Source organism: Sphingomonas abietis (genome assembly GCF_027625475.1).
Lineage (GTDB): Bacteria > Pseudomonadota > Alphaproteobacteria > Sphingomonadales > Sphingomonadaceae > Solisphingomonas > Solisphingomonas abietis.
Window position 1 is genome coordinate 1,214,145 of record NZ_CP115174.1, and the last position, 23,494, is coordinate 1,237,638.

A 23,494-nucleotide genomic window follows, 5' to 3' on the forward strand; every position below is an offset into this window, starting at 1 on the left:
CCGGGGTTCATGCTTAGGCAGGTGTTAACGACGTCCCGTTAGGGCTGTCTCCATGAGCGCGTCGCCTTCCCCGATCATGCCCCCCCATTCCGGCTCGCAGGCTTCGGGCGACGCGTTGCTGTCGGCCGCGCATGGCGCGGAGGCACTGCTCGGCGATCGGGTCGCCGCCGCCGGTGTGGAACTGGCCCGGCCCCCGGCTTTCGGCATCGACGATGAGATGCGGGCGCGCGCGGGGCAGTTGATCCGTTCCGTCATTGACGCCGCCGAGATCGCCTTGCGGAGCGCCGAGCCGAGCTTCGATAGTGGCCGCCATGGCGATCTGGGTGATCGTTTCGTCGCGGTCGGCCTGCTCGCCCGCTCCGGGCTGGCGGCGGCGGCTCTGCTGCGGGCCGAGGAATATCGGCTGGCGGCGGCGCTGGTGCGCGGCGCCGGCGAGGATGAGGGGCCAGGCGCCCATCGGCTCGATCCGATCGGCGGCGAATTCGCGGCCGAAAGCTTTGCCGTGCGCGCGGCCGAGGCGGCGCGGATCGAACGCACCGGCGATCCGCTGCTGCCGCTGCACGATGTCCCCGCCGAGGATCGCCATGCCCTGTTCTGGCAGGTCGCGGCCTGCCTGTCCGATCGCGCGCTGGCCGAGGGCGCGGCGGAGGATGCGCTGCATCGCACCGCGTCGGCGGCGGTCGCCCGGGCGCTGGCGTCGATCGACGATGGCGAGGGGATCGCGCCCGCTGCCATGCGCCTCGCGCATCGCCTCGATTCGGCCCGGCAGCTCGACGATCCGCTGCTGGCGGGCACGCTCGCGGCGGGCCGTGTCGCGAGCCTGGCATCGATGCTGGCGGTGCGGGCCGGCATCCCGTTCGACGATGCGCGCGCGATGATGACCGATGCCGCACGCTTTGCCGTGCTGCTGCGCGCCTGCGATGTCGCGCGCGGTATCGCCGCCGCGATGGTGCTGGCGCTCGCTCTGGCGCTCGATCGCGGCTTCGGCCCCGATCCCGCCGAGGCGGCGGCGAGCTTGATCGAGGGCTATACCGGCCTGCCGGTCGAGCGCGCCCGCGCCGAGGTGCGCCGGGCGCGGCTCGAACCCCATTATCGCGACGCGCTGGCCGCGTTGGCAGGGCGCGGATGATGGGCAGCGAAGAACAGCCCGTCCACGGCCTGGTCGATGGCGACGGCCGCCTGATCGCGGCCGATCCGGCGCTGGCCGATCTCCACGCGCGGGCCGGCGGCGAGCGGGGCGGCCCGCTCGCGGTGCCGCAGCTCGCGGCGCTGGCCCGGCTGGTGCGGCGGCTCGCCATCCCGGTCTCGCGTGCGGTGATCGCGGCGGATGGCGCGGAGGATCTCGATCTGTGGGTGCGGGCCAAGCCGGAGGGCAGCGACGTCGCCCTGGCGATCGTCGGCTGGAAGCACCGCGCCGCCGCGGCCGGTCTGCCCAATATCCGCACCTCCTCCCGCGATGCCGACTTCGTGCGGGCCGAGGCCGACTGGACCTGGGAAACCGACGCGACGCTGCGTCTCTCCTCGCTGTCGGCCGAAGGCATGAAGGCGCTGGATGGCGACACCGCCGGCCCGGTGCTGGGCGATGCGCTGACCCGCCTGTTCGTTCTCGAGGAAGGGCCGGATGGCGGGCCGCCGCTGCTCGATGCGCTCGCCGACCAGAAAGGCTTCGAGGATCAGCGCGTGACGCTGCGCGGATCGACCCGCCGGTTCCGGTTGGTGGGCGTGCCGCTGATCGATCCGACCGGCCGGCTGACCGGGTTCCGGGGCGGCGGCTTTGCCGTGCCCGACGAGCCCGAGCCGGTGCTGGATATCCCGCCCGCCGCCAACGACGCCAAGAGTGCCTTTGCGCGCCGTCTCGAAACCGCGCTGCGCGTGCCGATCCACCGTATCGTCGCCACCGCGGAGCAGATCCGCGAGCAGGACGAAGGGCCGGTTCGCGCCGATTACAACGCCTATGCCGGCGACATCGCCCATGCCGGCCGCCACCTGCTCGGCCTGATCGACGATCTGGTCGATCTCGAGGCGGTGGAGCGCGCCGATCTCGATGTCGAGCAGGAGGTGCTGGACATGGCGGATCTCGCCCGTCGCGCCTCCGGCCTGCTGTCCGTCCGGGCCGACGACAAGGATATGCGGATCGAGCAGCCCGACCTGATCGAGAAGATCGCCGCGATCGGCGATTTCAAGCGGGCCTTGCAGGTGATGGTCAATCTCGTCGGCAATGCGGTGCGCTATGGCCCGGCCGCGTCCACCGTGCGGGTGACGACCGAGGCGCGCGGCGGCGCCGTGGCGGTGATCGTCGCCGATCAGGGGCGCGGCATCGATCCCAAGAACCAGGAGCTGGTGTTCGCCAAGTTCGAGCGGCTCGGGGCCCGCGAGCCGGGCTCGGGCCTCGGCCTCTATATCTCGCGCCGGCTGGCCCGCGCGATGGGCGGCGATATCGCCATCGAGAGCGGCGCCGGCGAGGGCGCCCGCTTCGTCTTCACGCTGCCGGCCGCCTGACGCGAAAAGGGCGGCCGCATCGGCGACCGCCCCTCTTCCCGGCTGCGATGATGAGCGATCAGCGGTCGCCGATCGCCGTGTAATCGCGCGCGGTCGGGCCGGTGTAGAGCTGGCGCGGGCGGCCGATCTTCTGGGCCGGATCGGTGATCATCTCGTTCCATTGCGCGACCCAGCCGACGGTGCGGGCGAGCGCGAACAGAACCGTGAACATCGTCGTCGGGAAGCCGATCGCCGACAGGATCACGCCCGAATAGAAGTCCACATTCGGGTAGAGCTTCTTGTCGATGAAATACTGATCCTTGAGCGCGATCTGCTCAAGCTCGCGGGCGGTATCGAGCACCGGATCGCTGATGCCGAGCTTGTCGAGCACCTCGGTCGCGGCCTTCGACAGCACCTTCGCGCGCGGGTCGAAATTCTTGTATACGCGGTGGCCGAAGCCCATCAGGCGGAACGGATCGTCCTTGTTCTTGGCGCGGGCGATATATTCCGGAATCTTGTCCGGCGTGCCGATCTGGCGCAGCATCTTGAGTGCCGCCTCATTGGCGCCGCCATGTGCCGGGCCCCACAGGCAGGCGATGCCGGCCGCGATGCACGCGAACGGATTGGCGCCCGACGAACCGGCGAGACGCACGGTCGAGGTCGAGGCATTCTGCTCGTGATCGGCGTGAAGGATGAAGATCTTGTCCATCGCCGATGCGATGATCGGATCGACCTCATAATCCTCGGCCGGAACCGAGAACGTCATCTTCAGGAAATTCTCGGTGTAGCTCAGCTTGTTGTCCGGATAGACGAACGGCTGGCCGACCGAATATTTATACGCCATCGCGGCGATCGTCGGCATCTTGGCGATCAGGCGGTGCGAGGCGATCTCGCGCTGTTCCGGATCGTTGATGTCGGTCGAATCGTGGTAGAAGGCGGAAAGCGCGCCGACCACGCCGCACATGATCGCCATCGGGTGGGCATCACGGCGGAAGCCGCGGAAGAAGGTGGAAAGCTGCTCATGCACCATCGTGTGGCGGGTGATGGTGGTCTGGAAGCTGCCCAGCTCGCTCTGGTTCGGCAGTTCGCCGTTGAGCAGGAGATAGGCCACTTCCATGAAGCTCGACTTCTCGGCGAGCTGGTCGATCGGATAGCCGCGATGGAGCAGGATGCCGTTGTCGCCATCGATGTAGGTCAGGCCCGATTCGCAGCTGGCGGTCGAGGTGAAACCCGGATCGTAGGTGAACGCGCCGGTGTCGGCATAGAGCTTGCGGATGTCGATCACATCCGGTCCCACGGTGCCGGACATGAGCTTGTAATCGAAGCCCTTGTCGCCGAGCTCCAGCTTGGCGGTGCCATCAGCCATAATCACGTCCTCCAAAAGGGCACCTTTCGCGAACCCGAGGACCGGGCCGCGTGGCGCCGTCAGATCAGTTCGCTGCCGCCTTATGGTCCGTGAGCCTTGCGAGGCTCTCGTCCCGTCCGAGCAACAGCAGCACATCGAAGATACCGGGCGAGGTGGTCCGGCCGGTGAGCGCCGCCCTGAGCGGCTGCGCCACCTTGCCGAGCCCGACGCCGGCCGCTTCGGCCACGTCACGCACCGCCGCGTCAAGCGCTTCGCTCGTCCATTCCACGGACGACAGCGCCTGGGTTGCGGCGGCAAGCAATTCTGCACCCTGGCCTTCGAGAAGGGCCAGTGCGCGATCCTCCATATCTAGAGGGCGAGTGCGAAAAAGAAAAGTCGCGCCCTCTGCCAATTCAAGCAGATCCTTTGCGCGCGGCTTCAATACGGCCATGCTGCGGTGCAGAAGATCACGGTCCTCTGCGGTCAGCTCGCGACCGATCTTCTTGGCCACGAAGGGCGCGGTCAATTCGGTCAACCGGGCATCGTCGGCGCCGCGGATATAGTGGCCGTTGATGTTTTCCAGCTTCTTCTGGTCGGTCCGCCCCGGCGAGCGGCCGATGCCGGAGACGTCGAAGATCTCGATGGCGCGGGCGCGGTCGATCATCTCCTCGTCGCCATGGCCCCAGCCGATGCGGAGCAGATAGTTCATCAGCGCCTCGGGCAGGATGCCCATCTCGTCGCGATAGGCCTCGACGCCGAGCGCGCCGTGGCGCTTGGAGAGCTTGGCGCCGTCCGGGCCGTGGATCAGCGGGACATGGCCGTAGATCGGCTGCTGCCAGCCCATCGCACGGATGATGCCCAATTGGCGGAAGGCGTTGTTGAGATGATCGTCGCCGCGGATGACGTGGGTGACGCCCATGTCGTGATCGTCGACCACCACCGCGAGCATATAGGTCGGCGTGCCGTCCGAGCGGAGCAGCACCATGTCGTCCAGCTCGGCATTGCGAACGGTGACGGCGCCCTGCACCAGATCGTGGATCGTGGTCTCGCCTTCGGTCTCGGCCTTGAGGCGGACGACGAAGGGTGCGCCCTCCGGCGCCTCCTGGGGATCGCGGTTCCGCCAGCGGCCGTCATAGCGCATCGGCAGCTTGTTGGCGCGCTGCTGCGCGCGCATCTCGTCCAGCTCCTCGGCGGTGGCGAAGCATTTATAGGCATCGCCCTGTTCGAGCAGCTGGAAGGCGACCTCGGCATGGCGGCTGGCGCGGGCGAACTGATAGACCTCGTCGCCATCCCAATCGAGGCCGAGCCACTTCATGCCGTCGAGGATCGCCTCGATCGCCGGCTGGGTGGAGCGCGCGCGATCGGTGTCCTCGATCCGCAGCAGGAACTTGCCGCCGGTGTGGCGGGCCCACAGCCAGTTGAACAGCGCGGTGCGCGCGCCGCCGATATGGAGGAATCCGGTGGGCGAGGGGGCGAAACGGGTCACGATCTGGCCGGGAATGACGGCCGGGTTCGAATCACGCTGATCGTTGCTTGCGCCCACGCAGGCTTTCTCCACACTGAGCCCCATCGGGGATGTCGGGGGCGGCCCTAGCATGGCGTTCATGACGCGGCAAACCGGCGCGGGCGCGCCCGGTTCACCGCGAGTCGCGGGGGCTCCTGCGCGACTCGCGGCGCGGTTTTCGGCGCGACTCGAGAAATGGCTGGAGGCGGAACGGACCCAGTTGCCGCTCTGGTTGCCGGTGGGTGGCGTGGCCGGTGTCGCCGCCTGGTTCTGGCTGCCCGCCCCGGCGGCGTGGCAGGGCTTCCTGCTGCTGGCGGCGGCGCTGGCGTTGCCGGGGCTGGTGTTCGGGCGGGGCGGACGGATCGGTCGGGCGGTCGCGCTGTTCGCGCTGGCGGCGGCGATCGGCTGCGGGCTGATCTGGTGGAAGGCGGCGCGGGCAGACGGCGCGGCGCTGCCCCATGCCGTGGTGGCGGCCTTCACCGCGCGGATCGATCGGGTCGAGCCGCTGCCGGCGCGCGCGTCCGTGCGGTTGACGCTGCATCCCCTGATGGTGGCGCCCGATCCGCGCGGCGGCGCGATCGCCTTGCCGGGCCGCATCCGTCTCACCGTGCCGTTGGAGGATGCGGTGGCGGGGCTGGCGCCGGGGGCCACGCTCGCGGCGCGGGCGCGGCTGGTGCCACCGCCATCGGCCGCGGTGCCCGGCGCCTATGATTATGCCGCCGTCGCCTGGTTCGCGGGCATCGGCGCCACCGGCAAGGCGCTGGCGCCGGTCAGGCTGATCGCGCCGGCCCCCGCCGGCGGCCCCTCGCTATGGCTGGCCGACGCGCGGATCGCGCTGACCGCCCACATCCTGTCGGAACTGCCTCCGGGCGAAGGCGGCGTCGCGGCGGCACTGGCGACCGGCGACATGGGCGCGGTGACCCAGGACGACAACAACGCCTTCCGCAATTCCGGGCTCGCCCACCTGCTGTCGGTGAGCGGCCTGCACCTGACGGCGGCGGTGGGCGCGACGATGGTGCTGGCGCTGCGCCTGCTGGCCTTGTGGCCGCGATTGGCCCTGCGCGCGCCGCTGCTGCTGATCGCGGCGGGGTGCGGGGGCGTGGTCGGCATCGCCTATACCTTGCTCACCGGGGCCGAGGTGCCCACCGTCCGGTCGCTGGTCGCGGCGTTGGTGGTGCTGGCGGGGATCGCGCTCGGTCGCGAGGCGATGACGCTGCGGCTGGTCGCGACCGGCGCGCTGGTCTGTGTGCTGTTCTGGCCCGAGTCGGTGGCGGGGCCGAGCTTCCAGCTCAGCTTCGCCGCGATCCTCTCGATCGTGGCGCTGCACGAACTGCCCTGGACGCGGCGGATGTTCGAGAAGCGCGAGGAGGGCCATGTCCGGCGCCTGCTGCGCGAGGTCGCGGCCTTGCTGCTGACCGGGCTGGTGGTGGAGGCGGCGCTGGCGCCGATCGCGATCTTCCATTTCCACCGCGCCGGCCTCTATGGCGCGGCCGCCAACATCGTCGCGATCCCGCTCACCACCTTCGTCATCATGCCGGCCGAGGCGCTGGCGCTGCTGTTCGATAGCGTCGGGCTGGGCGCGGCCTTCTGGTGGGTGACGGGCCGGGCGCTCGCCCTGCTGCTGGCGATCGCCCATCATGTCGGATCTCTGCCCGGCGCGGTGACCTTCGTGCCGACCATGTCGCGGCTGGCCTTCGCCTCGATCATGGCCGGGGGGCTGTGGCTGGCGCTGTGGCGAACGCGCGCCCGTCTGTTCGGCCTGCTGCCGGTCGCGATCGGGCTGGTGATGACGCTGGCCGCGCATCCGGCCGATATCTTCGTCACCGGCGATGGCCGCCACCTCGCGGTGCGGGCGCCGGACGGGCAGGTGGCGCTGCTGCGTCAGCGCACCGGCGATTATATGCGCGATACGCTGTCCGAACTATCGGGGCGCGAGGGCGACGAGGCGATCGCGCTCGACGATCTGCCGGGCGCCCGCTGCGGGCCGGACAGTTGTGCGGCGACATTGGTGCGGGGCGATCGCATCTGGCACCTGCTGGCCACGCGCAGCCCCTACAGGATCGACCGTCCGGCGATGGAGCAGGCCTGCGCCGCCGCCGATATCGTCGCCAGCGACCGGCGCCTGCCCGGCTGGTGCCGCCCCCGCTGGCTCAAGGCCGATGCGGCGCTGCTGGCCGGGACGGGCGGGCTGGCGATCTCGCTGGTCCGGCCGGCGGTCGTCACCGTGGCGGCCATGCAGGGGCAGCACCCATGGGCGCTCCACGCCGCCGCCCGTCCGGCAGGAGCGATCCACGGATCCTATCGCCGTTTTTCCCAAGCAGACGAGGCGCGACACCATTCGCGAAACCGTTGGCGCGACTGACACCAGCCCCTGAGAGGGCAGGTGCCGTCGCACCGCCGCGCATCAATAGCGGCGCAGCAGCCCCGCCAGCTTGCCCTGCACGCGGACCTGCCCGGATTGGTAGCGCTGCGGCGAATAGGCATGGTTGGCCGGATCGAGCCGGATCATCTGGCCTTCGCGGCGGAAATATTTGAGCGTCGCCTCGGCCTCGTCGACCAGCGCGACCACGATCTCGCCATCGCGCGCGGTCTCGGTGCGGCGGATCAGCGCATAGTCGCCATCGAGGATGCCGGCCTCGATCATCGAATCACCGGAGACTTCCAGCGCATAATGCTCGCCGGGGCCGAGCAGGGCGGCGGGAACGGACAGGCTGGCATGGCCCTCCATCGCCTCGATCGGCATGCCGGCGGCGATGCGGCCGTGGAGCGGCAGCTCGATCACGCTGTCGTTCGCGGCTGCCGGAATCTTGGGAGCAGGCGGCGGCGGCGCGGGCGTTGCGGTGGTCGCCTGCTTCAGCGGGATCACCTTCTCGGGCATCCGCATCACCTCGAGCGCGCGCGCCCGGTTGGGCAGGCGACGGATGAAGCTGCGTTCCTCCAGCGCGCGGATCAGCCGGTGGACGCCGGATTTCGATTTGAGATCGAGCGCATCCTTCATCTCCTCGAACGACGGCGAAACGCCCGTCTCGGCCAGTCGCTCGTGAATGAAGAGGAGCAGTTCATGTTGCTTGCGCGTCAGCATCGCCATATCCCCGCGTGGAACGGATGGCGAACGTGTAGGCAACCAAATCCAACATGTCAACGGGCTCGAATCATCCCGGAATCAGCATTTCCGCCGAGTCTCCGGCTTCGGCGGCCGGAACATGCGGGGGACGAACGATCAACCCGTCGGCCGCGGCGAGCGCCATCAACGCGGCCGAATCCTGTCCGTCGGGCGCAAAGGCCCGGCCATTCTCCAGCCGGGCGCGGGCATAATCCTGCCGCGGGCCGTTGGCGGGCAGCGGCGCGCCGAGCGTGACCGTGCGCGTGGCCGGCAACGGATCGGCGGCGCCTCCCATGCGGGCGATCAGCGGCAACAGGAAGAGCGTCGCGGTGACGTAGCTCGACACCGGGTTGCCGGGCAGGCCGAGCACGATCGCGTCGCCGAGCCGGCCTGCCAACAACGGCTTGCCCGGCCGCATCGCCACCCGCCAGAAATCGAGCGAGGCCCCGGCCTGTTCCAGCGCCGGCCGCACCCAATCGCGATCGCCGACCGAGACGCCGCCGGTGGTGACGATGATGTCGGCGTCGCGCGCGGCATCGCGGAAGCCGGCGGCGATGATGTCGAGATCGTCGGGCAGCACGCCGCGATCCTGTACGATTGCGGGGCGGCCGGCGAGCATCGCGGCGAGCATCGCGGCGTTGGAGGCGGGCAGGGTCGCGCCCGGCGTCGGCGCGCCGAGCGGGACGAGTTCGTCGCCGGTCGAGATCAGCGCGATACGCGGGCGCTTGTGGACGGGGACGGTAGCATGGCCGCCGATCGCGGCGAGCGCGACGTGGCGGGCATCGATGCGCCGGCCGGCGGCGACCAGCGATGCGCCCGAAGCGAAGTCCATCGCCTTGGGCCGGATGTTGCCGCCGATCCGAGTCGGCCCTTCGCCGGTCATCAGCAGCCGATCGCCATCGCGCTGGGCCTCTTCCTGCACCAGCACGCAATCGGCGCCCTCGGGCACCGGCGCGCCGGTGAAGATGCGGGCCGCCTCGCCCGGCGCCAGCGCGCGATCGAGGCCGGCACCGGCCGCGCTCTCGCCGATGACCGTCCATGGGCCGGGGCGTTCGGCAAAGCGGATGGCATAGCCGTCCATCGCGGAGAGATCGTGGCTCGGCTGATCGCGGCGGGCGAGGATATCCTCCGCCGCCCAGCGCCCGACGGCGGCGACCAGCGGCACCGTCTCGATATCCAGCGGCGAGGCCAGCGCCAGCAGCCGTGCCTGCGCTTCGGCGACGGGCAGCAGGCTCATGCCGCGCGCCAGTCGCCGGATCGGCCGCCGGACTTGGCGAGCAGCCGGACGGCGCCGATCGTCATGCGGCGATCGAGCGCCTTGGCCATGTCGTAGACGGTCAGCAGCGCGACCGAGACGGCGGTCATCGCCTCCATCTCGACGCCGGTGGTATGGGTGGTGCGGACGGTGGCGGTGGCGGTGACGCCCTCGTCCTCGACGACGAGATCGAGCGTCACCCCGGAGATCGGCAGCGGATGGCAGAGCGGGATCAGGTCGGCGGTGCGCTTGGCGGCCATAATCCCGGCGACGCGCGCCACGGCGAGGACGTCGCCCTTCTTCACCGCGCCGTCCCGGATCGCCCGGGCGGCTGCCGAGGACATCGCGATATGGCCGCCGGCGGTGGCTTCGCGGGCGGTGACCGACTTGGCCGAGACGTCGACCATGCGGGCGGCGCCATCGGCGTCGAGATGGGTCAGGCCGGTCATGCGCCGATCAGCAGCCGGCGCGTCGCCTCCGCCACGTCCGCCTGGCGCATCAGCGTCTCGCCGACGAGGAAGCGGTGGATGCCGGCTTGCGCCAGTCGATCGAGATCGGCTTTGGTGGAGAGCCCGCTCTCGGCGACGATCTCGGTGCCCTCGGGCATCCGCTGGGCCAGCGCCTCGGTGCGGCCGAGATCGACGGTGAAATCGCGCAGATCGCGGTTGTTGACGCCGATCAGGCGCGAGTGGAGGCGCAGCGCGCGGTCCAGCTCGGCGTCGTCATGGACCTCGACCAGCACGTCCATGGCATGATCGATGGCGGCGGCCTCGATCTCCGCCATCGCGCCGTCATCCAGCGCGGCGACGATGATCAGGATCGCGTCCGCCCCGATCGCGCGCGCCTCGGCGACCTGCCAGGGATCGACCATGAAGTCCTTGCGGATCGCGGGCAGCGAGCAGGCCTCGCGGGCGGCGACGAGATAGGCTTCGTCGCCCTGGAAGAAGGGCTTGTCGGTCAGCACCGAGAGGCAGGCGGCGCCGCCCGCCTCATAGGCGCGGGCATGGGCCGGGGGATCGAAATCCTCCCGGATCAGCCCCTTGGACGGGCTCGCCTTCTTGATCTCGGCGATCAGAGCGTGGCCATCGGCGGCCTTGCGGGTGAGCGCTGCCGCGAAGCCGCGGGGCGGCGGCTGGAGACGCGCCGTCGCGTCGATCGCCGAAAGCGGGGTCGCGGCCTGGCGGCGGGCAACCTCCTCGCGGGTGGCGGCGATGATCCTGTCGAGAACGGTGGCCATCAGAAGGCGATCCAGCGCTGGAGCAGCTGTTCGGCCGAGCCATCGTCGATCGCTTCGGCGGCGATGTCGGCGCCGTCCTGCCAGTCGTCGGTACGGCCGGCGACGATCAGCGCGGCCGCCGCGTTGAGTAGCACCGCGTCGCGATAGGCGCCGGCCTCGCCGCGCAGCAGGCGGGTGAGCGCCGCCGCGTTATAGGCAGCGTCGCCGCCCCGGATCGCGGTCAGCGGATGCGGCGTGATGCCGACGTCGCCGGGTGCGACATGCTCCTCGCGATCACCGCAGGCGCCCAGCCGGATGATGCGGCTGCCGCCGGCGATCGAGAGTTCGTCCAGCCCTTCGTCGCCGGCCACGATCATCGCGCTCTCGGTGCCGAGCAGGGTCATCGCACCGGCGACGGTGCCGAGATAGTCGGTGCGCGCGACCCCCATCAGCTGGCGGGTGACGCGCGCCGGATTGCACAGCGGGCCGACGATGTTGAAGATCGTCCGCCGGCCGATCGCGCGGCGCACCGGCGCGAGCCGGCCGAGGGCGGGATGATGGGTCTGCGCGAACAGGAAGCAGAGGCCGAGTGCGTCCAGCGTCTCCTCGGCGGTCGCCGCCGCGCGATCGAGATCGAGGCCGAGCGCCTCCAGCGTATCGGCGGCGCCGGCCTTGGACGAGGCGGCGCGATTGCCATGCTTGGCGACCGGCACGCCGCAGGCCGCGACCACGATCGAGACGGCGGTGGAGATGTTGAGGCTGTGCGCGCCATCGCCGCCGGTGCCGCAGACGTCGATCGCGCCGGCGGGTGCCCGCACCTCGATCATGCGCTCGCGCAGGGCACGGGCGGCGGCGGCGATCTCGATCGCGGTTTCGTCGCGCAGGGTGAGGCCGGTGAGGAAGGCGGCGATCGCGTCTTCGGGCACGCGGCCGTCGAGAATGTCGGCGAAGGCCTGTTCGGCGGTCTCGAACGCCAGCGGGGTCGCCGGATCGGGCAGGAGGGCGATGGTGGTCATGCCGGCCCTCTCATGCCGCCTGGCGTTCGGTCACGGCAATGCCGGCCAGCCGCATGAAGTTGGCGAGCATCGCATGGCCATGCTCGGTGGCGATGCTCTCGGGATGGAACTGGACGCCATGGAGCGGCAGGCTGGCGTGGCGGAAGCCCATGATCGTGCCGTCCTCGCTGCGCGCATTGACGATCAGCTCGGCCGGCAGATCGCCTTCCTCGACGATCAGCGAATGATAGCGGGTGCCGGTGAAGGGCGAGGGCAGGCCGGCGAAGATGCCGGTGCCGTCATGGCTGATCAGGCTGGTCTTGCCGTGCATCAACTGCCGCGCGCGAGACACGGTGCCGCCGAAGCTCTGGCCGATCGACTGGTGGCCGAGGCAGACGCCGAGCAGCGGCCGGCCGGCCTGCGCGCAGGCCTTGACCAGATCGAGGCTGACCCCGGCCTCGTTGGGGGTGCAGGGGCCGGGCGAGATCAGGAACGCATCCGCCCCGCTCGACAGCGCCTGGCCCGCGCCGATCGCGTCGTTCCGCACGACCTCCACGGGGGCACCCAGTTCCTGGAGATAATGCACCAGGTTCCAGGTGAAGCTGTCATAATTGTCGATGACGAGGATCATGGCCTGCGACTTAGCGCAGGGCGGGATTATCGCAAGGGCTGGCGCGGCTTTCCCGGACGCGCGCTCAGCCCTGATCCTGATAGGCGAGCTGCAGGATGCCCCAATGGCGGCCGCCGATGTGGATCGAGGCGATCACCTGCTTGAGCAATATCACGCCACCCGATGCCAGCGATCGGCGATAGGCCTTGATCAAGAAGGGCTGCGTGGTGCGGCACTGCGCGCGCGTGTCGGCGAACTCGAAGATCTGCTGGTGGCGGCTATATTCCTCGTTCCATGCCTTGTCGGCGCGCTCGGGTTGCGAGCGTTCGGGCATGGCGACGGCGCCGAACGCATTGCGATCCGATACGGTGAGCCCGAAGAAACCGGTGAGGATGCGGGCGGCTTCCTGGTGCGGGCGTGCAGCGGCGACCATGAACGGCACGATCGGGTGATCATATTTGGGCGGATAGCTGCCCATGATCGGCCGATACTGTTCGGACATCACCTCGGCGAGCGTGATCCGGCCTTCATCGATCGCATTCTCGATCTTCGCGGCGATGTCGTCGGCCATGTCGCGGGCGAAGCGGATGTAGGACGAATCGGGGATGTCGACGTCGCTCTCGGCGATATATTGGAGCAGCGCGTTGGTATCGTCCGATACGCTGCTGAGCAGCAGGCTGAGCTGGGTGAGATCGGCGGCATTGTCGCTGGAGGTGGCGCCGAGCGCGCCGATGCCGTGGCGGACGCCGGACACCGATCCGACGATCGATTCCATCGATCGCGCCACCGCATCGCTATCGTCCGAAAGCCCCATCATCAATTCGCGCAGATCGCCGGTCATCGCCTCGATCTGGCGGGTGCCGTTATGTGCCGCGCGGGCCTTGTCGACGCCGCTTTCGATGCGGGAGAGCATGGTGCCGGCCTCGCCGGTCAGGCCCTTGACCGCCTGATCGATCTTCTTGGTGGCGACGGCGGTTTCGAGCGCGAGCTTCTTCACTTCCTGCGCGACGACGGCGAAGCCGCGGCCGGCGTCGCCGGCGCGCGCCGCCTCGATCGTGGCGTTGAGCGCGAGCAGATTGACCTGCCCGGTGATCCGGCTGATCGCCTCCGTCACTTGTGCGACCGAGGCCAGCGCGGCGTTGAAGCTGCCGAGGCCGGCATGGATCTGGCTGACCTGATCGATCAGGTCGACCACGTCGGTGTTGGCGGCGGAGAGCTTGCGGGTCGAATCGTCGATCACCTCATGCGCGGCGGAGGCCTTCTCCTTGGCTTCGCGCGCGGCGAGGCTCACGGCCTGCTGATCGCGCTCCAGCTGATCGGTATCGCTGCCGATCCGCTCGACGGTGGCGACCTGTTCGGTCACGCGCTCGGCCAGCGCCGCGATGTTGGCCTGCAGATCGAGGGTGCGAATGCCGAGGTCGCCGGACAGCTTGGCCGCCTTGCGTACCGTATCGGCGAGATTCATCGGGCCATGATCCATCAGCATGGCACCAGCTTTGCTATGTTTCGGATAAGGGATGGTTAACGCAGTGCCGTTTCGGCGCGGCGGCGGGTTTACTGCCCGAAGCCGGCCTCGGACGCGCGCGCCTCGGCTTCGCGGGCGGCGGCGAACAGTGCCCCGGCCTTGGCCTCGCACTCGCGCTGCTCGGAGGCCGGATCGCTGTCCGCGACGATGCCGGCGCCGGCCTGGACGTGCATCACCCCATCCTTCACCACGGCGGTGCGCAACACGATGCAGCTGTCCATCGACCCGTCCGGCGAGAAATAGCCGACGCCGCCGGCATAGGCGCCGCGCGTCTCGGGCTCCAGCTCGGCGATGATCTCGCAGGCGCGGACCTTGGGCGCGCCCGACACGGTGCCGGCCGGGAAGCCGCCGAGCAGCGCATCGATCGCATCCTTGGCCGGATCGAGCTGGCCGGTGACGTTCGAGACGATGTGCATGACGTGGCTGTACAGCTCGACGGTATAGCTCTCCGTCACCTTCACGCTGCCCGCGGTCGCGACCCGGCCGACATCGTTGCGGCCGAGATCGAGCAGCATCAGATGTTCGGCGCGCTCCTTGGGATCGGCGAGCAGTTCCTCTCGCCGTGCCGCGTCCTCGGCGTCGGTTTTCCCACGCGGGCGGGTGCCGGCGATCGGGCGGATGGTCACTTCGCCATCGCGGGCGCGGACGAGGATCTCGGGCGAGGAGCCGATCAGCGCGAAGCCCGGCAGATCGAGGAAATAGAGGAAAGGCGACGGGTTGATGCGGCGGAGCGCCCGATAGAGATCGAACGGCGGCAGCGGGAAGGGGCGGGTGAAGCGCTGCGCCAGCACCACCTGAAAGATGTCGCCTGCCGCAATATATTCCTTCGCCGCCGCGACCATCTCGCCATAGCGGCCGGCCGGCAGCGTGGGAGTGAGGCCGGCTTCGGTCGGGCCGGACGCCAGGCGTGAGGCGGGCGGCACCGACGCCGCCAGCCGGGCCTGGGCGCTCTCGATCCGCTCGACCGCCTGCGCCACCGTCACGCCGGTCTCGGGCCACACCGGGGCGACCCAGAAGAGTTCGTCGGTCAGGCGATCGAACAGCAGGATCAGCGTCGGCCGCACGAACAGCATGTCCGGCAGCGCCAGCGGATTGGGGGCGGGGCGAGGGAGATCTTCGACCAAGCCGACCGTCTCATAGGCGAAATAGCCGACGAGGCAGGCGAGTGCCTTGGGCAGCCCGTCCGGCACCTCCATGCGGCAGCGCGCGACGAGCATGCGGAGCGCCGACAGGCTGTCCTCCGCGCACGGCGCGAAGGCGTCGCGATCGGCCAGCCATTGGGCGTTGATCGCGGCATCGCGGCCATCGCCGCGGAACACCAGATCCGGCGCCAGCCCGATCATCGAGTGACGGCCGCGGGTGCGCCCCCCCTCGACCGATTCGAGCAGATAATCGCCGCGCCCCGGCTCGATCAGCTTGAGCGCTGCCGACACCGGGGTCTCGGTGTCGGCGATCTGGCGCCGCCAGACCAGCGCGGGCCGTCCGGCGGCGAGCGCCGCTGCCGCTTGGGCATCCGCCTCAAAACCGCTCATGCCGCTTGCTTCACTGGCCGGCGGCGGGCGTCGCGCCGAGCATGCGCGCCTGCAGCGCGGCGATGGCGGCATCGTCGCGGCGGGTGCCGACGGCGATCTTGGCCGCCCCGGCCAGCTGCTCGAGATATTCGTTGTTGGCCGCGCTCTGCAGGTCGCTACGCGATGCCTGGACGGCGGGCGCGAGGGCCTTGTCGTCGGCCGGCGTCACCTTGCCGACATGGACGACATACCAGCCCTGGCCACCGGGCGCCGCGACCAGCTCGGTGCCGCCGACGGTGGCACGGAACAGCGCGGCGAGCGGCGGCGGGACATTGCCCTGGAGACGGGCGAGATCCATGCGGCGGCCTTCGGCCGGCTTGATGTCGGGCAGCTTCACCGGCGCGGCCTTGAAGGCGTCGGCCATGCTGGTGCCGCCCTTCACCTTCGCCTGGATCGCGGTGGCGATCGCCTTGGCGCGATCGCTGGCACGCGACGCGATGAAATCGGCGCTGACGCGATCCTTCACCTGCGCGAAGGGGATCGGGGCGGCGGCAATGACGTGGCCGATCGCGAGCAGCGCATATCGCTCGTTGGCGGTGATCGTCTCGACCGACGGCGCATCGTCCGGGGTGCCCTTGAAGCCGGCGGCGAGCAGCGGCTGCACGTCGGCGCTGGGCTTGAAGCCAGGCTGATCGGGTGCGATGCCGCCGGCGGTGATCGCCGGGGTCTCGGTGATGGCGAGGCCATTGGCCTTGGTGACGTCGGCGAAGCCCTGGCCGTTGTCGACGCCATCCTGCACCTTGGCGATCAGATCGGCGAGCGCCTTGTCCTGCTTGGATTTGACCAGATCCGCGGCGATCTGCACGCGCGCGGCCTCGAACGGGGTGGCGGCGACATGGTTGACCACATTGACCTTCACCAGCGTCCAGCCGAATTCCGATTTCACCGGATCGCTGACGCCGCCCTGCGGCAGCGCGAAGGCAGCGGCCGCGAGCGGGGCGGAAGCCTGCGCCGCATATTGCGCCTGGGTCTTCACGCCGACCGCAATGTCGGCGGCGCCGAAGCCCGCGGCCTGCGCGGCGTCCGCAAAGCTCTTGCCACCGGCGACGGCGGCCTTGAAAGCCTTGGCCTTCGCTTCGTCCGGCAGCACGATCTGGCTGAGATCGCGGGTTTCACGCGCCGCATATTTGTCGGGATTGGCGTCGTAGACCTGCTTGATCTCGGCGTCGGTGGGCACCGCCTTGGCGGCCACCTGATCGCGGCCGATCACGGCATAGCGCAGCGACCGGCGCTCGGGCGTGGTGTAGGCGGCGATGTGGCTCTGGTAGAAATTCTGCAGATCGGCCGGGGTCGGCGCCGTGCCGCCGGCGGTCGCGGTGACGGGCACGAAGCCGATCTCGCCGGCACGGGTCTCCATCAGCAGCGCGGCATAGGGCTTCACCAGGCCGTCCGGCAGCGTCATCGCGCCGGTGACGGGCAGATAGACCATCTGACGCAGGATATCGCCGGCGAAGTCGGCGCGGACATCCTTGTCGCTCAGCCGCTGCTGGGCGATGGCGGCGTCATAGGCCTGCTGGCTGAACTTGCCGTCCGGGCCGCGGAAGGAAGGGATGGCGGCGATCGATCCGCCGACCTGCTTGTCGCTGGCGACCAGACCGATCTGGCGGGCATATTGCTCCAGCGCCGAAGCGCCGATGGTCTGTTCGACGAGCGAGGTGAAGGCACCGCCGGCGAAGAAGCCGGCCATGGTGAGGCTCGGCTGCTGCTGCTGGGCCTGCTGGAATTGCGAGCGGATGCGCTGTTCCAGTTCATTCGACGAGACCGACGTGTCGCCGACCTTCGCGATCGATCCGGCCGTCGGCCCGCTGGAACCGCCCATGCCCGGCATTTCTCCCGAGATCACCCCGGTCGCCACGAAGGCGATTCCGACGAGGCCGAAGATCCCGACGACGAGCTTGGGATTGTTGCGGAAGGTGGAGAGCATGGGGTTTCCCGGAAACGAAGAGCGAAACGCTCCCTAGAACGGCGGGGCGCCGCCTTCAAGCGAGGGACTTGCGTGGAAGGATCGACGGTGTCCGAACGCTATCCCGGCAACCGAGTGCTGGCGCGGGGGTTGATGCCTCGCTATCGGCTTTTGTCCTGAGCAGGACATTTTCAGGGAAAAGATATGCGACGGCGTCTGATCGCGGGAAACTGGAAGATGAACGGCAGCCGCGAAAGCCTCGCCGAACTGGACGGGATCGCCGCGGCGGCCGCGCAGGCGGAAGGCGTGGATGTCGCGATCTGCCCGCCTTTCACGTTGATCGAGCGGGCCACCGCGCGGGTTCCGGCGTTGCCGATCGGGGCGCAGGATTGCCATGCGGTCGACAAGGGTGCGCATACCGGCTGCGTTTCCGCCGGAATGCTGGTGGAAGCCGGTGCGCAGATCGTCATCGTCGGCCACAGCGAGCGCCGCGCTGCCCAGCATGAGAGCGATGCGGCGGTGAAGGCCAAGGCCGAGGGCGCGATCGCGGCCGGCCTCACCGTGATCGTCTGCATCGGCGAGACCGAGGCGCAGCGTGATGCGGGCGAAGCCCAGATCGTCGTCACCGGACAGATGCGCGGATCGCTGCCGGTGGCCGGCGGGGACCGGCTGATCGTGGCCTATGAGCCGGTCTGGGCGATCGGCACGGGCTTGATCCCGTCGCTGGCCGATGTCGGCGCGATGCATCGGGTGATCCGGGGCGTGCTGATCGAGTTGCTCGGCGCGGAACGGGCGGCGACGGTGCGAATCCTCTATGGCGGATCGATGACCGGAGACAATGCCGCCGATCTGCTCGCGATCCCCGATGTCGATGGCGGGCTGGTCGGTGGCGCCAGCCTGAAGGCCGCGACCTTCGTGCCGATCATCGCGGCGGCGGCGGCCTGACGTTCCGCCCGTCCTGATATTTCCGTGGCCGCCCGCCTGCTCCCGTCCCAATCCGGGGCAGCGCCGGCCCCGGAATCGCTGGCGTTCAGGCGACCTGCGTGGCACTGTTAACGATCATGGTTAAGGGGGCTCCGGCGGGCACGGCCTGGGGTTTCGGGGTGGCTTGGGCGGTGCTGCGGATTGGGGGATATCGCCGATGGTCACGCGCAAGCGTCCGTTGCTGCTTGCGCTGGTCGGAATCGGTTTATGTGCGGGGACAGGCGTACCGGTGGCGCTGCGTCAGCAAGGCTATTGGATCGACCGGCCGCTCCCCGAATCGGCGCGACGATCGCGCTTCACGCCCGTCGACGCGATGGCGCTGCGGCCCGGCCAGTTCCGCTGGGCACCCTATGCGGACGATGCCGCGCCGTTCCGCGTGGTGGTCGATCTCACCAACCAGCGCGCCTTCGTGTTCCAGGGCCATGCGCTGATCGGCATCGCCGCCGTCTCGACCGGCAGGAGCGGGCATGGCACGCCGACCGGCGTGTTCCCGATCCTCGAGAAAGCGCGCTTCCACCGATCGAACATCTATTCCAACGCGCCGATGCCGTTCATGCAGCGGCTGACCTGGGGCGGGGTGGCGCTGCACGCCGGCTATAATCCGGGTCGCCCGGCTTCGCACGGCTGCATCCGGTTGCCTTATGGTTTCGCCCAGATACTGTTCCGCGCGACCGACGTGGGCGGCATCGTGGTGGTGACACGCGGCGCGGCGCTGGCCCCGCCGGAGCTGGAGCAGCCCGATCTCCAGATGGTCGCCGCCAATCCCGCCGCCAATCCGGCCATCGATTCCGGCCATGCGATGCCCGGCGCCGGCCGCCATGTGGCGATGATGAGCACCGATCGCACCATCGCCTATGTCACGGCGACGATGCTTTAGCCCAGCACGCCCTCTTGCAGCCTGACCACCCGGTCCATCCGGGCCGCGAGCCGCTCATTGTGGGTAGCGACGACCGCCGACGAGCCTTCCTCGCGGACCAGCCGGAGAAACTCCACGAACACGATATCGGCGGTCGCCTCGTCGAGATTGCCGGTGGGCTCGTCGGCCAGCACCAGCGCCGGCCGGTTGGCCAGCGCGCGGGCGACGGCGACGCGCTGCTGTTCACCACCCGACAGCTTGGACGGGCGGTGATCGAGCCGGTGCGACAGGCCGAGCTGGGTGAGCAGCGATTTCGCGCGGATGTCGGCGTCGGCGCGGGTGGCGCCATGGACGATCTGGGGCAGCACCACATTCTCCTCCGCGGTGAAATCCGGCAGCAGATGGTGGAACTGGTAGACGAAGCCCAGGCTGTCCCGCCGGACGCGGGTGCGGCCGTCATTGTCGAGCTTGGCGGCTTCCTCGCCGGCGATGCGGATCGACCCCTCGAAACCGCCTTCCAGCAGGCCGATCGCCTGGAGCATGGTCGATTTGCCCGATCCCGACGGGCCGAGCAGCGCGACGATCTCGCCACGCGCGACCGAGAGGTTCACGCCGCGCAGCACATGGATGTCGATGCCGCCCTGCCGATAGCTGCGGCGCAGATCGGTGACGTGGAGAACGGCTTCACTCATAGCGCAGCACCTGTACGGGATCGGTGCTCGACGCCTTGTAGGCGGGGTAGAGCGTGGCAAGGAAGGTCAGCACCAGCGTCATCGCGATGATCACCGTATTGTCGACCAGATCGGGCTTGGAGGGCAGTTCGGTCAGCACGCGGACGGAGGGATCCCACAGCTGCGCGCCGGTGATCGCCTGGATCACGTCCACCACGTCCTGCCGGAAGTACAGGAACACCGTGCCGAGCACGATGCCGAGCAGGATGCCGAGGACGCCGATCGTCATTCCCACCGTCATGAAGATGCGCAGCATCGCGCCGCGGCTGGCGCCCATCGTCCGCAGGATCGCGATGTCGCGGGTCTTGGCGCGGACCAGCATGATGAGCGACGAGAGGATGTTGAAGGCGGCGATCAGGATGACGATGCCGAGCACCACGAACATCGTGATCCGCTCGACCTCCAGCGCCTGGAACAGCGAGGCATTCATTTGCCGCCAGTCGACCAGTTGCCCGTCGCGGACCACCTTGGGGGCGAGCGGGGCGAGGATCTGGGTCACTTTGTCGGGATCGGTAACGCGCAGCTCGACCATGCCGACGGTATTGCCCATCAGCAGCAGTTCCTGCGCATCTTCCATCGGTAGCACCACATAGGCCTTGTCGAAATCATAGACCCCGACCTCGAACGTCGCGGCGACGCGATAGCTCAACTCGCGCGGCGCGGTGCCGAACGGGGTCGACTGGCCGGACGGGTTGAGCACGGTGATCGTGTCGCCCACGCCGACGCCGAGCGCCTGCGCGAGGCCGGTGCCGATCGCGACATTGCCCGAACCCGGCGTCACCTCGGCGAGATCGCCATCTTTCACGTCGTGCCGAATGGTCTGGCGCAGATCGCCGACGCGCATCCCGCGCACCAGGATCGGCTCGACCCGTCCCTGCGACAGCGCGGCGAGCGGCTGCTCGATCAGCGGGATGGCGGAGACGACGCCCGGCGTGGCCTTGGCCTCGGCCGCCAGCGTCTGCCAGTCGTTGATGTTGCGGCCCTGATAGCCCTGGATGATGGCATGGCCGTTGAGACCGACGATCTTGCCGAACAGCTCGGCGCGGAAACCGTTCATCACGCTCATCACCACGATCAGCGCGGCGACGCCGAGCGCGACCGCGCCGAGGCTGATCGAGGCGACCATGAAGATGAACGTCTCGCCACGGCCCGGCAGCAGATAGCGCCGGGCGATCATCCGCTCGGTGCGGCCGAGGATCATGCCGCGGCCGTACCCTTGGGCGTTGCAACCTTCGCCAGCGCGTCTTCCACCGACATCTCGACCTTCTCGCCGGTCGCGCGGCGCTTCACCTCGACCACGCCCTTGGCGATGCCCTTGGGGCCGATGACGATCTGCCAGGGGATGCCGATCAGGTCCATCGTCGCGAACTTGGCGCCGCCGCGCTCGTCGCGATCGTCGTAGATCACTTCGACGCCGGCCGCCTGCAGCTTGGCGTAGAGATCGTCGGCCGCCTTGGCGCAGGCTTCGTCGTCCACGCGCATGTTAATGATGCCGACCTGGTAGGGCGCCACCGCGTCCGGCCAGACGATGCCGTTGTCGTCGTGGCTCGCCTCGATGATCGCGCCCATCAGGCGGGAGACGCCGATGCCGTAGCTGCCCATGTGCGGGATCACCTCGGCTCCGTCCGGCCCCTGCACGCGCAGGTTCATCGGCTTCGAATATTTCTCGCCGAAGTAGAAGATGTGGCCGACCTCGACGCCGCGCGACTGGCGGAGCTGGTCGCCCGCTGCCGCTTCGGAGACCATGTCGCGCTTCTCGTCGGTCGCGGCATAGTCGGCGGTATAGCCTGCGACGATGCTCTGGAGCCCCACGACATCCTCGAAGTCGACGGTCGACAATGCGGCCGGCTTCTCCCAATTGGCGTGGTAGAAGACCTCGCTCTCGCCGGTGGGGGCCAGCACGATGAACTCGTGGCTGAGATCGCCGCCGATCGGGCCGGTGTCGGCCTGCATCGGGATGGCGCGCAGCCCCATCCGCGCGAAGGTGTTCAGATAGGCGACAAACATCCGGTTGTAGCTGTGGCGCGCGCCGGCCTCGTCGATGTCGAACGAATAGGCGTCCTTCATCAGGAATTCGCGGCCGCGCATGATGCCGAAGCGGGGGCGCACCTCGTCCCGGAACTTCCACTGGATGTGATAGAGCGTGCGCGGCAGGTCGCGATAGCTGCGCGCCGAATCGCGGAAGATGGTGGTGATCATCTCCTCGTTGGTCGGCCCGTAAAGCATCTCGCGATCGTGGCGATCGGTGATCCGCAGCATCTCCGGCCCATAGGCATCGTAGCGCCCCGATTCGCGCCAGAGCTCGGCGGATTGCACCGTCGGCATCAGCATTTCGATCGCGCCGGCGCGATCCTGTTCCTCGCGGACGATCTGGGCGATCTTCTGGAGCACGCGGTTGCCGAGCGGCAGCCAGGCGTAGATGCCGGCGGCGGTCTGCCGGATCAGGCCGGCACGGAGCATCAGCTTGTGGCTGATGATCTGGGCATCGGCGGGCGATTCCTTGAGAACCGGCAGGAAATGGCGGGAAAGGCGCATGATCGCTCGTCAGAATAGGGTACGGCCCACGGGATGAGGGCAGAGACGCAAAGGCTCTATGCGGTGGGGCGGCGTGAGGCAACCTTACGGCTATGTTGCGGAATCGTCACACGACATGTCCATTCGTTGGCGCCGCTATCCAAGTCGGATGACAAGTCCATCTTTACCAACGTAAACAGGCTCCACGAAACGCAGGCAACCAAACGGCCGTGGTTCGGGGAGGGCAAAGGCCCCGCGGGTCCCTTTTCTGAGGGGGGAATGGAACCGCGAGCGGGCCGGAGCCAAAAAAGGGGGCTGACGAGCATTCGTCACGCGGGACGCCCGGATCGGAAACGGTCCGGGCGTTTCGATTCCAATATGTCCGTCATGACATATGGCGCAGACGGGATGTGCATCGGACCCCCGGCCGCTCCAAGGCGTTGGACCCTTTCCCAACAGGAGAGCTGCCATGGCGACCCAGCCGCCCGAAACCGATCCGACGCTACCCATTGACGTGCCTGTGCCCGAACCCGTCGATCCGCCGGTGCCATCGCCGATCGACCCCGGCGTGCCGGACGTCGCGCCGAGCGAGCCGCTGCCGGCGACCGAGCCGATCTAAACGGCGCGGTAATCTTTCGCTAAGCTGGCGGTCGTAGGATCGGGCCATGCTGCCGATCCGCAACAAGACGATCTTCAAGAGCCGCTGGTGGGCCTTGGCCTGGGCAGGCGGTATCTTGTGGTCTGCGGTCGATTTTGCCGGTACGCCGTCATCGCACAAGCCGGCCACAGCGGGTAATTCCGCCACGTCCGATGATGGCGATGCCGCCGGCGCACCGACGGCCGACGATATCGCCGGCGCCAAAGCGGCGATCAACGCCCTCGACTAACGCGCACGATCCGGCGG

21 protein-coding genes are annotated in these 23,494 nt (G+C 69.0%); 7 read left to right on the forward strand and 14 right to left on the reverse strand.

Going from position 1 to position 23,494, the window contains the following annotated elements:
• Nucleotides 1-76 precede the first annotated feature (76 nt).
• Nucleotides 77-1,129, forward strand: coding sequence for a DUF2336 domain-containing protein (locus tag PBT88_RS05930; protein ID WP_270078290.1), 1,053 nt, complete (start codon nucleotides 77-79; stop codon nucleotides 1,127-1,129).
• Complete coding sequence (locus tag PBT88_RS05935) at nucleotides 1,129-2,499, forward strand: sensor histidine kinase (protein ID WP_326521570.1); 1,371 nt, start codon at nucleotides 1,129-1,131, stop codon at nucleotides 2,497-2,499. The genes PBT88_RS05930 and PBT88_RS05935 overlap by 1 nt, the downstream gene beginning before the upstream one ends.
• Before the next feature lie 58 nt (nucleotides 2,500-2,557).
• Here the strand turns inward: PBT88_RS05935 and PBT88_RS05940 are convergent, their stop codons facing one another.
• Both PBT88_RS05940 and gltX read right to left on the reverse strand, forming a co-directional pair.
• Nucleotides 2,558-3,844: a citrate synthase gene (locus PBT88_RS05940; RefSeq protein WP_270078292.1), complete on the reverse strand. Its 1,287-nt coding sequence runs from the start codon at nucleotides 3,842-3,844 to the stop codon at nucleotides 2,558-2,560.
• Nucleotides 3,845-3,908: 64 nt separating this feature from the next.
• Nucleotides 3,909-5,393 (reverse strand): glutamate--tRNA ligase, encoded by a 1,485-nt coding sequence (gene gltX / locus PBT88_RS05945; RefSeq protein WP_407696522.1) that lies wholly within the window; start codon nucleotides 5,391-5,393, stop codon nucleotides 3,909-3,911.
• A 34-nt stretch (nucleotides 5,394-5,427) separates the two neighbouring features.
• On the opposite strand from gltX, the gene PBT88_RS05950 reads away from it, so the two are divergent.
• Nucleotides 5,428-7,689, forward strand: coding sequence for a ComEC/Rec2 family competence protein (locus tag PBT88_RS05950; RefSeq protein WP_270078293.1), 2,262 nt, complete (start codon nucleotides 5,428-5,430; stop codon nucleotides 7,687-7,689).
• 42 nt (nucleotides 7,690-7,731) lie between these two features.
• On the opposite strand, the gene lexA is transcribed toward PBT88_RS05950, so the two are convergent.
• From lexA to PBT88_RS05995, 9 genes are all read right to left on the reverse strand, one after another.
• Nucleotides 7,732-8,409 carry a transcriptional repressor LexA gene (gene lexA, locus PBT88_RS05955; RefSeq protein ID WP_270078294.1) on the reverse strand — a complete coding sequence of 226 codons (678 nt, stop codon included), beginning with the start codon at nucleotides 8,407-8,409 and terminating at the stop codon, nucleotides 7,732-7,734.
• A gap of 70 nt (nucleotides 8,410-8,479) precedes the next feature.
• Nucleotides 8,480-9,667 (reverse strand): molybdopterin molybdotransferase MoeA, encoded by a 1,188-nt coding sequence (locus tag PBT88_RS05960; RefSeq protein ID WP_270078295.1) that lies wholly within the window; start codon nucleotides 9,665-9,667, stop codon nucleotides 8,480-8,482.
• Nucleotides 9,664-10,134 carry a cyclic pyranopterin monophosphate synthase MoaC gene (gene moaC / locus PBT88_RS05965; RefSeq protein WP_270078296.1) on the reverse strand — a complete coding sequence of 157 codons (471 nt, stop codon included), beginning with the start codon at nucleotides 10,132-10,134 and terminating at the stop codon, nucleotides 9,664-9,666. The genes PBT88_RS05960 and moaC overlap by 4 nt, the downstream gene beginning before the upstream one ends.
• Nucleotides 10,131-10,922, reverse strand: a complete 792-nt coding sequence (gene trpC / locus PBT88_RS05970; RefSeq protein ID WP_270078297.1) for an indole-3-glycerol phosphate synthase TrpC — start codon at nucleotides 10,920-10,922, stop codon at nucleotides 10,131-10,133. The genes moaC and trpC overlap by 4 nt, the downstream gene beginning before the upstream one ends.
• A complete protein-coding gene (gene trpD, locus PBT88_RS05975) occupies nucleotides 10,922-11,917 on the reverse strand; it encodes an anthranilate phosphoribosyltransferase (RefSeq protein WP_270078298.1) in 996 nt (331 codons plus the stop codon). The genes trpC and trpD overlap by 1 nt, the downstream gene beginning before the upstream one ends.
• A gap of 10 nt (nucleotides 11,918-11,927) precedes the next feature.
• Nucleotides 11,928-12,527 carry an anthranilate synthase component II gene (locus PBT88_RS05980; protein WP_270078299.1) on the reverse strand — a complete coding sequence of 200 codons (600 nt, stop codon included), beginning with the start codon at nucleotides 12,525-12,527 and terminating at the stop codon, nucleotides 11,928-11,930.
• Nucleotides 12,528-12,591: 64 nt separating this feature from the next.
• The gene (locus PBT88_RS05985) at nucleotides 12,592-13,992 is read right to left on the reverse strand and encodes a methyl-accepting chemotaxis protein (protein ID WP_270078300.1); all 1,401 of its coding nucleotides are present in this window, start codon (nucleotides 13,990-13,992) and stop codon (nucleotides 12,592-12,594) included.
• A gap of 68 nt (nucleotides 13,993-14,060) precedes the next feature.
• Nucleotides 14,061-15,563 carry an anthranilate synthase component I gene (gene trpE, locus PBT88_RS05990; protein WP_270078301.1) on the reverse strand — a complete coding sequence of 501 codons (1,503 nt, stop codon included), beginning with the start codon at nucleotides 15,561-15,563 and terminating at the stop codon, nucleotides 14,061-14,063.
• A gap of 10 nt (nucleotides 15,564-15,573) precedes the next feature.
• A complete protein-coding gene (locus tag PBT88_RS05995; RefSeq protein ID WP_270078302.1) occupies nucleotides 15,574-17,526 on the reverse strand; it encodes a peptidylprolyl isomerase in 1,953 nt (650 codons plus the stop codon).
• Nucleotides 17,527-17,709: 183 nt separating this feature from the next.
• On the opposite strand from PBT88_RS05995, the gene tpiA reads away from it, so the two are divergent.
• Both tpiA and PBT88_RS06005 read left to right on the forward strand, forming a co-directional pair.
• Nucleotides 17,710-18,450 carry a triose-phosphate isomerase gene (gene tpiA, locus PBT88_RS06000; protein WP_270078303.1) on the forward strand — a complete coding sequence of 247 codons (741 nt, stop codon included), beginning with the start codon at nucleotides 17,710-17,712 and terminating at the stop codon, nucleotides 18,448-18,450.
• Nucleotides 18,451-18,646: 196 nt separating this feature from the next.
• A complete protein-coding gene (locus PBT88_RS06005; protein ID WP_270078304.1) occupies nucleotides 18,647-19,366 on the forward strand; it encodes a L,D-transpeptidase family protein in 720 nt (239 codons plus the stop codon).
• On the opposite strand, the gene PBT88_RS06010 is transcribed toward PBT88_RS06005, so the two are convergent.
• From PBT88_RS06010 to proS, 3 genes are read right to left on the reverse strand one after another with little or no spacing between them, the layout of a single operon-like run.
• Complete coding sequence (locus PBT88_RS06010) at nucleotides 19,363-20,037, reverse strand: ABC transporter ATP-binding protein (RefSeq protein ID WP_270078305.1); 675 nt, start codon at nucleotides 20,035-20,037, stop codon at nucleotides 19,363-19,365. The genes PBT88_RS06005 and PBT88_RS06010 overlap by 4 nt on opposite strands.
• Entirely contained in the window at nucleotides 20,030-21,277 is a 1,248-nt protein-coding gene (locus PBT88_RS06015) for a lipoprotein-releasing ABC transporter permease subunit (protein ID WP_270078306.1), read from the reverse strand. Before PBT88_RS06015 ends, PBT88_RS06010 begins: the two co-directional genes overlap by 8 nt.
• Nucleotides 21,274-22,611, reverse strand: a complete 1,338-nt coding sequence (gene proS, locus PBT88_RS06020; RefSeq protein ID WP_270078307.1) for a proline--tRNA ligase — start codon at nucleotides 22,609-22,611, stop codon at nucleotides 21,274-21,276. The genes PBT88_RS06015 and proS overlap by 4 nt, the downstream gene beginning before the upstream one ends.
• A gap of 448 nt (nucleotides 22,612-23,059) precedes the next feature.
• Between proS and PBT88_RS06025 the strand changes: the two genes are divergently transcribed.
• Nucleotides 23,060-23,209 (forward strand): hypothetical protein, encoded by a 150-nt coding sequence (locus PBT88_RS06025; RefSeq protein ID WP_270078308.1) that lies wholly within the window; start codon nucleotides 23,060-23,062, stop codon nucleotides 23,207-23,209.
• Between the two features lie 46 nt (nucleotides 23,210-23,255).
• Complete coding sequence (locus PBT88_RS06030; RefSeq protein ID WP_270078309.1) at nucleotides 23,256-23,477, forward strand: hypothetical protein; 222 nt, start codon at nucleotides 23,256-23,258, stop codon at nucleotides 23,475-23,477.
• The last annotated feature ends 17 nt before the right edge of the window (nucleotides 23,478-23,494 follow it).

Coding starts and splice junctions, on each gene's coding strand:
- PBT88_RS05980 (WP_270078299.1), bottom strand. CDS start 12,527: ATGATCCTCGTCATCGACAATTATGACAGCTTCACCTGGAACCTGGTG.
- PBT88_RS06030 (WP_270078309.1), top strand. CDS start 23,256: ATGCTGCCGATCCGCAACAAGACGATCTTCAAGAGCCGCTGGTGGGCC.
- PBT88_RS05985 (WP_270078300.1), bottom strand. CDS start 13,992: ATGCTGATGGATCATGGCCCGATGAATCTCGCCGATACGGTACGCAAG.
- PBT88_RS06010 (WP_270078305.1), bottom strand. CDS start 20,037: ATGAGTGAAGCCGTTCTCCACGTCACCGATCTGCGCCGCAGCTATCGG.
- trpE (WP_270078301.1), bottom strand. CDS start 15,563: ATGAGCGGTTTTGAGGCGGATGCCCAAGCGGCAGCGGCGCTCGCCGCC.
- PBT88_RS05995 (WP_270078302.1), bottom strand. CDS start 17,526: ATGCTCTCCACCTTCCGCAACAATCCCAAGCTCGTCGTCGGGATCTTC.
- PBT88_RS06005 (WP_270078304.1), top strand. CDS start 18,647: ATGGTCACGCGCAAGCGTCCGTTGCTGCTTGCGCTGGTCGGAATCGGT.
- PBT88_RS05950 (WP_270078293.1), top strand. CDS start 5,428: ATGACGCGGCAAACCGGCGCGGGCGCGCCCGGTTCACCGCGAGTCGCG.
- gltX (WP_407696522.1), bottom strand. CDS start 5,393: ATGGGGCTCAGTGTGGAGAAAGCCTGCGTGGGCGCAAGCAACGATCAG.
- PBT88_RS05935 (WP_326521570.1), top strand. CDS start 1,129: ATGGGCAGCGAAGAACAGCCCGTCCACGGCCTGGTCGATGGCGACGGC.
- PBT88_RS05940 (WP_270078292.1), bottom strand. CDS start 3,844: ATGGCTGATGGCACCGCCAAGCTGGAGCTCGGCGACAAGGGCTTCGAT.
- trpD (WP_270078298.1), bottom strand. CDS start 11,917: ATGACCACCATCGCCCTCCTGCCCGATCCGGCGACCCCGCTGGCGTTC.
- PBT88_RS05930 (WP_270078290.1), top strand. CDS start 77: ATGCCCCCCCATTCCGGCTCGCAGGCTTCGGGCGACGCGTTGCTGTCG.
- proS (WP_270078307.1), bottom strand. CDS start 22,611: ATGCGCCTTTCCCGCCATTTCCTGCCGGTTCTCAAGGAATCGCCCGCC.
- moaC (WP_270078296.1), bottom strand. CDS start 10,134: ATGACCGGCCTGACCCATCTCGACGCCGATGGCGCCGCCCGCATGGTC.
- PBT88_RS06025 (WP_270078308.1), top strand. CDS start 23,060: ATGGCGACCCAGCCGCCCGAAACCGATCCGACGCTACCCATTGACGTG.
- trpC (WP_270078297.1), bottom strand. CDS start 10,922: ATGGCCACCGTTCTCGACAGGATCATCGCCGCCACCCGCGAGGAGGTT.
- PBT88_RS05960 (WP_270078295.1), bottom strand. CDS start 9,667: ATGAGCCTGCTGCCCGTCGCCGAAGCGCAGGCACGGCTGCTGGCGCTG.
- PBT88_RS06015 (WP_270078306.1), bottom strand. CDS start 21,277: ATGATCCTCGGCCGCACCGAGCGGATGATCGCCCGGCGCTATCTGCTG.
- lexA (WP_270078294.1), bottom strand. CDS start 8,409: ATGCTGACGCGCAAGCAACATGAACTGCTCCTCTTCATTCACGAGCGA.
- tpiA (WP_270078303.1), top strand. CDS start 17,710: ATGCGACGGCGTCTGATCGCGGGAAACTGGAAGATGAACGGCAGCCGC.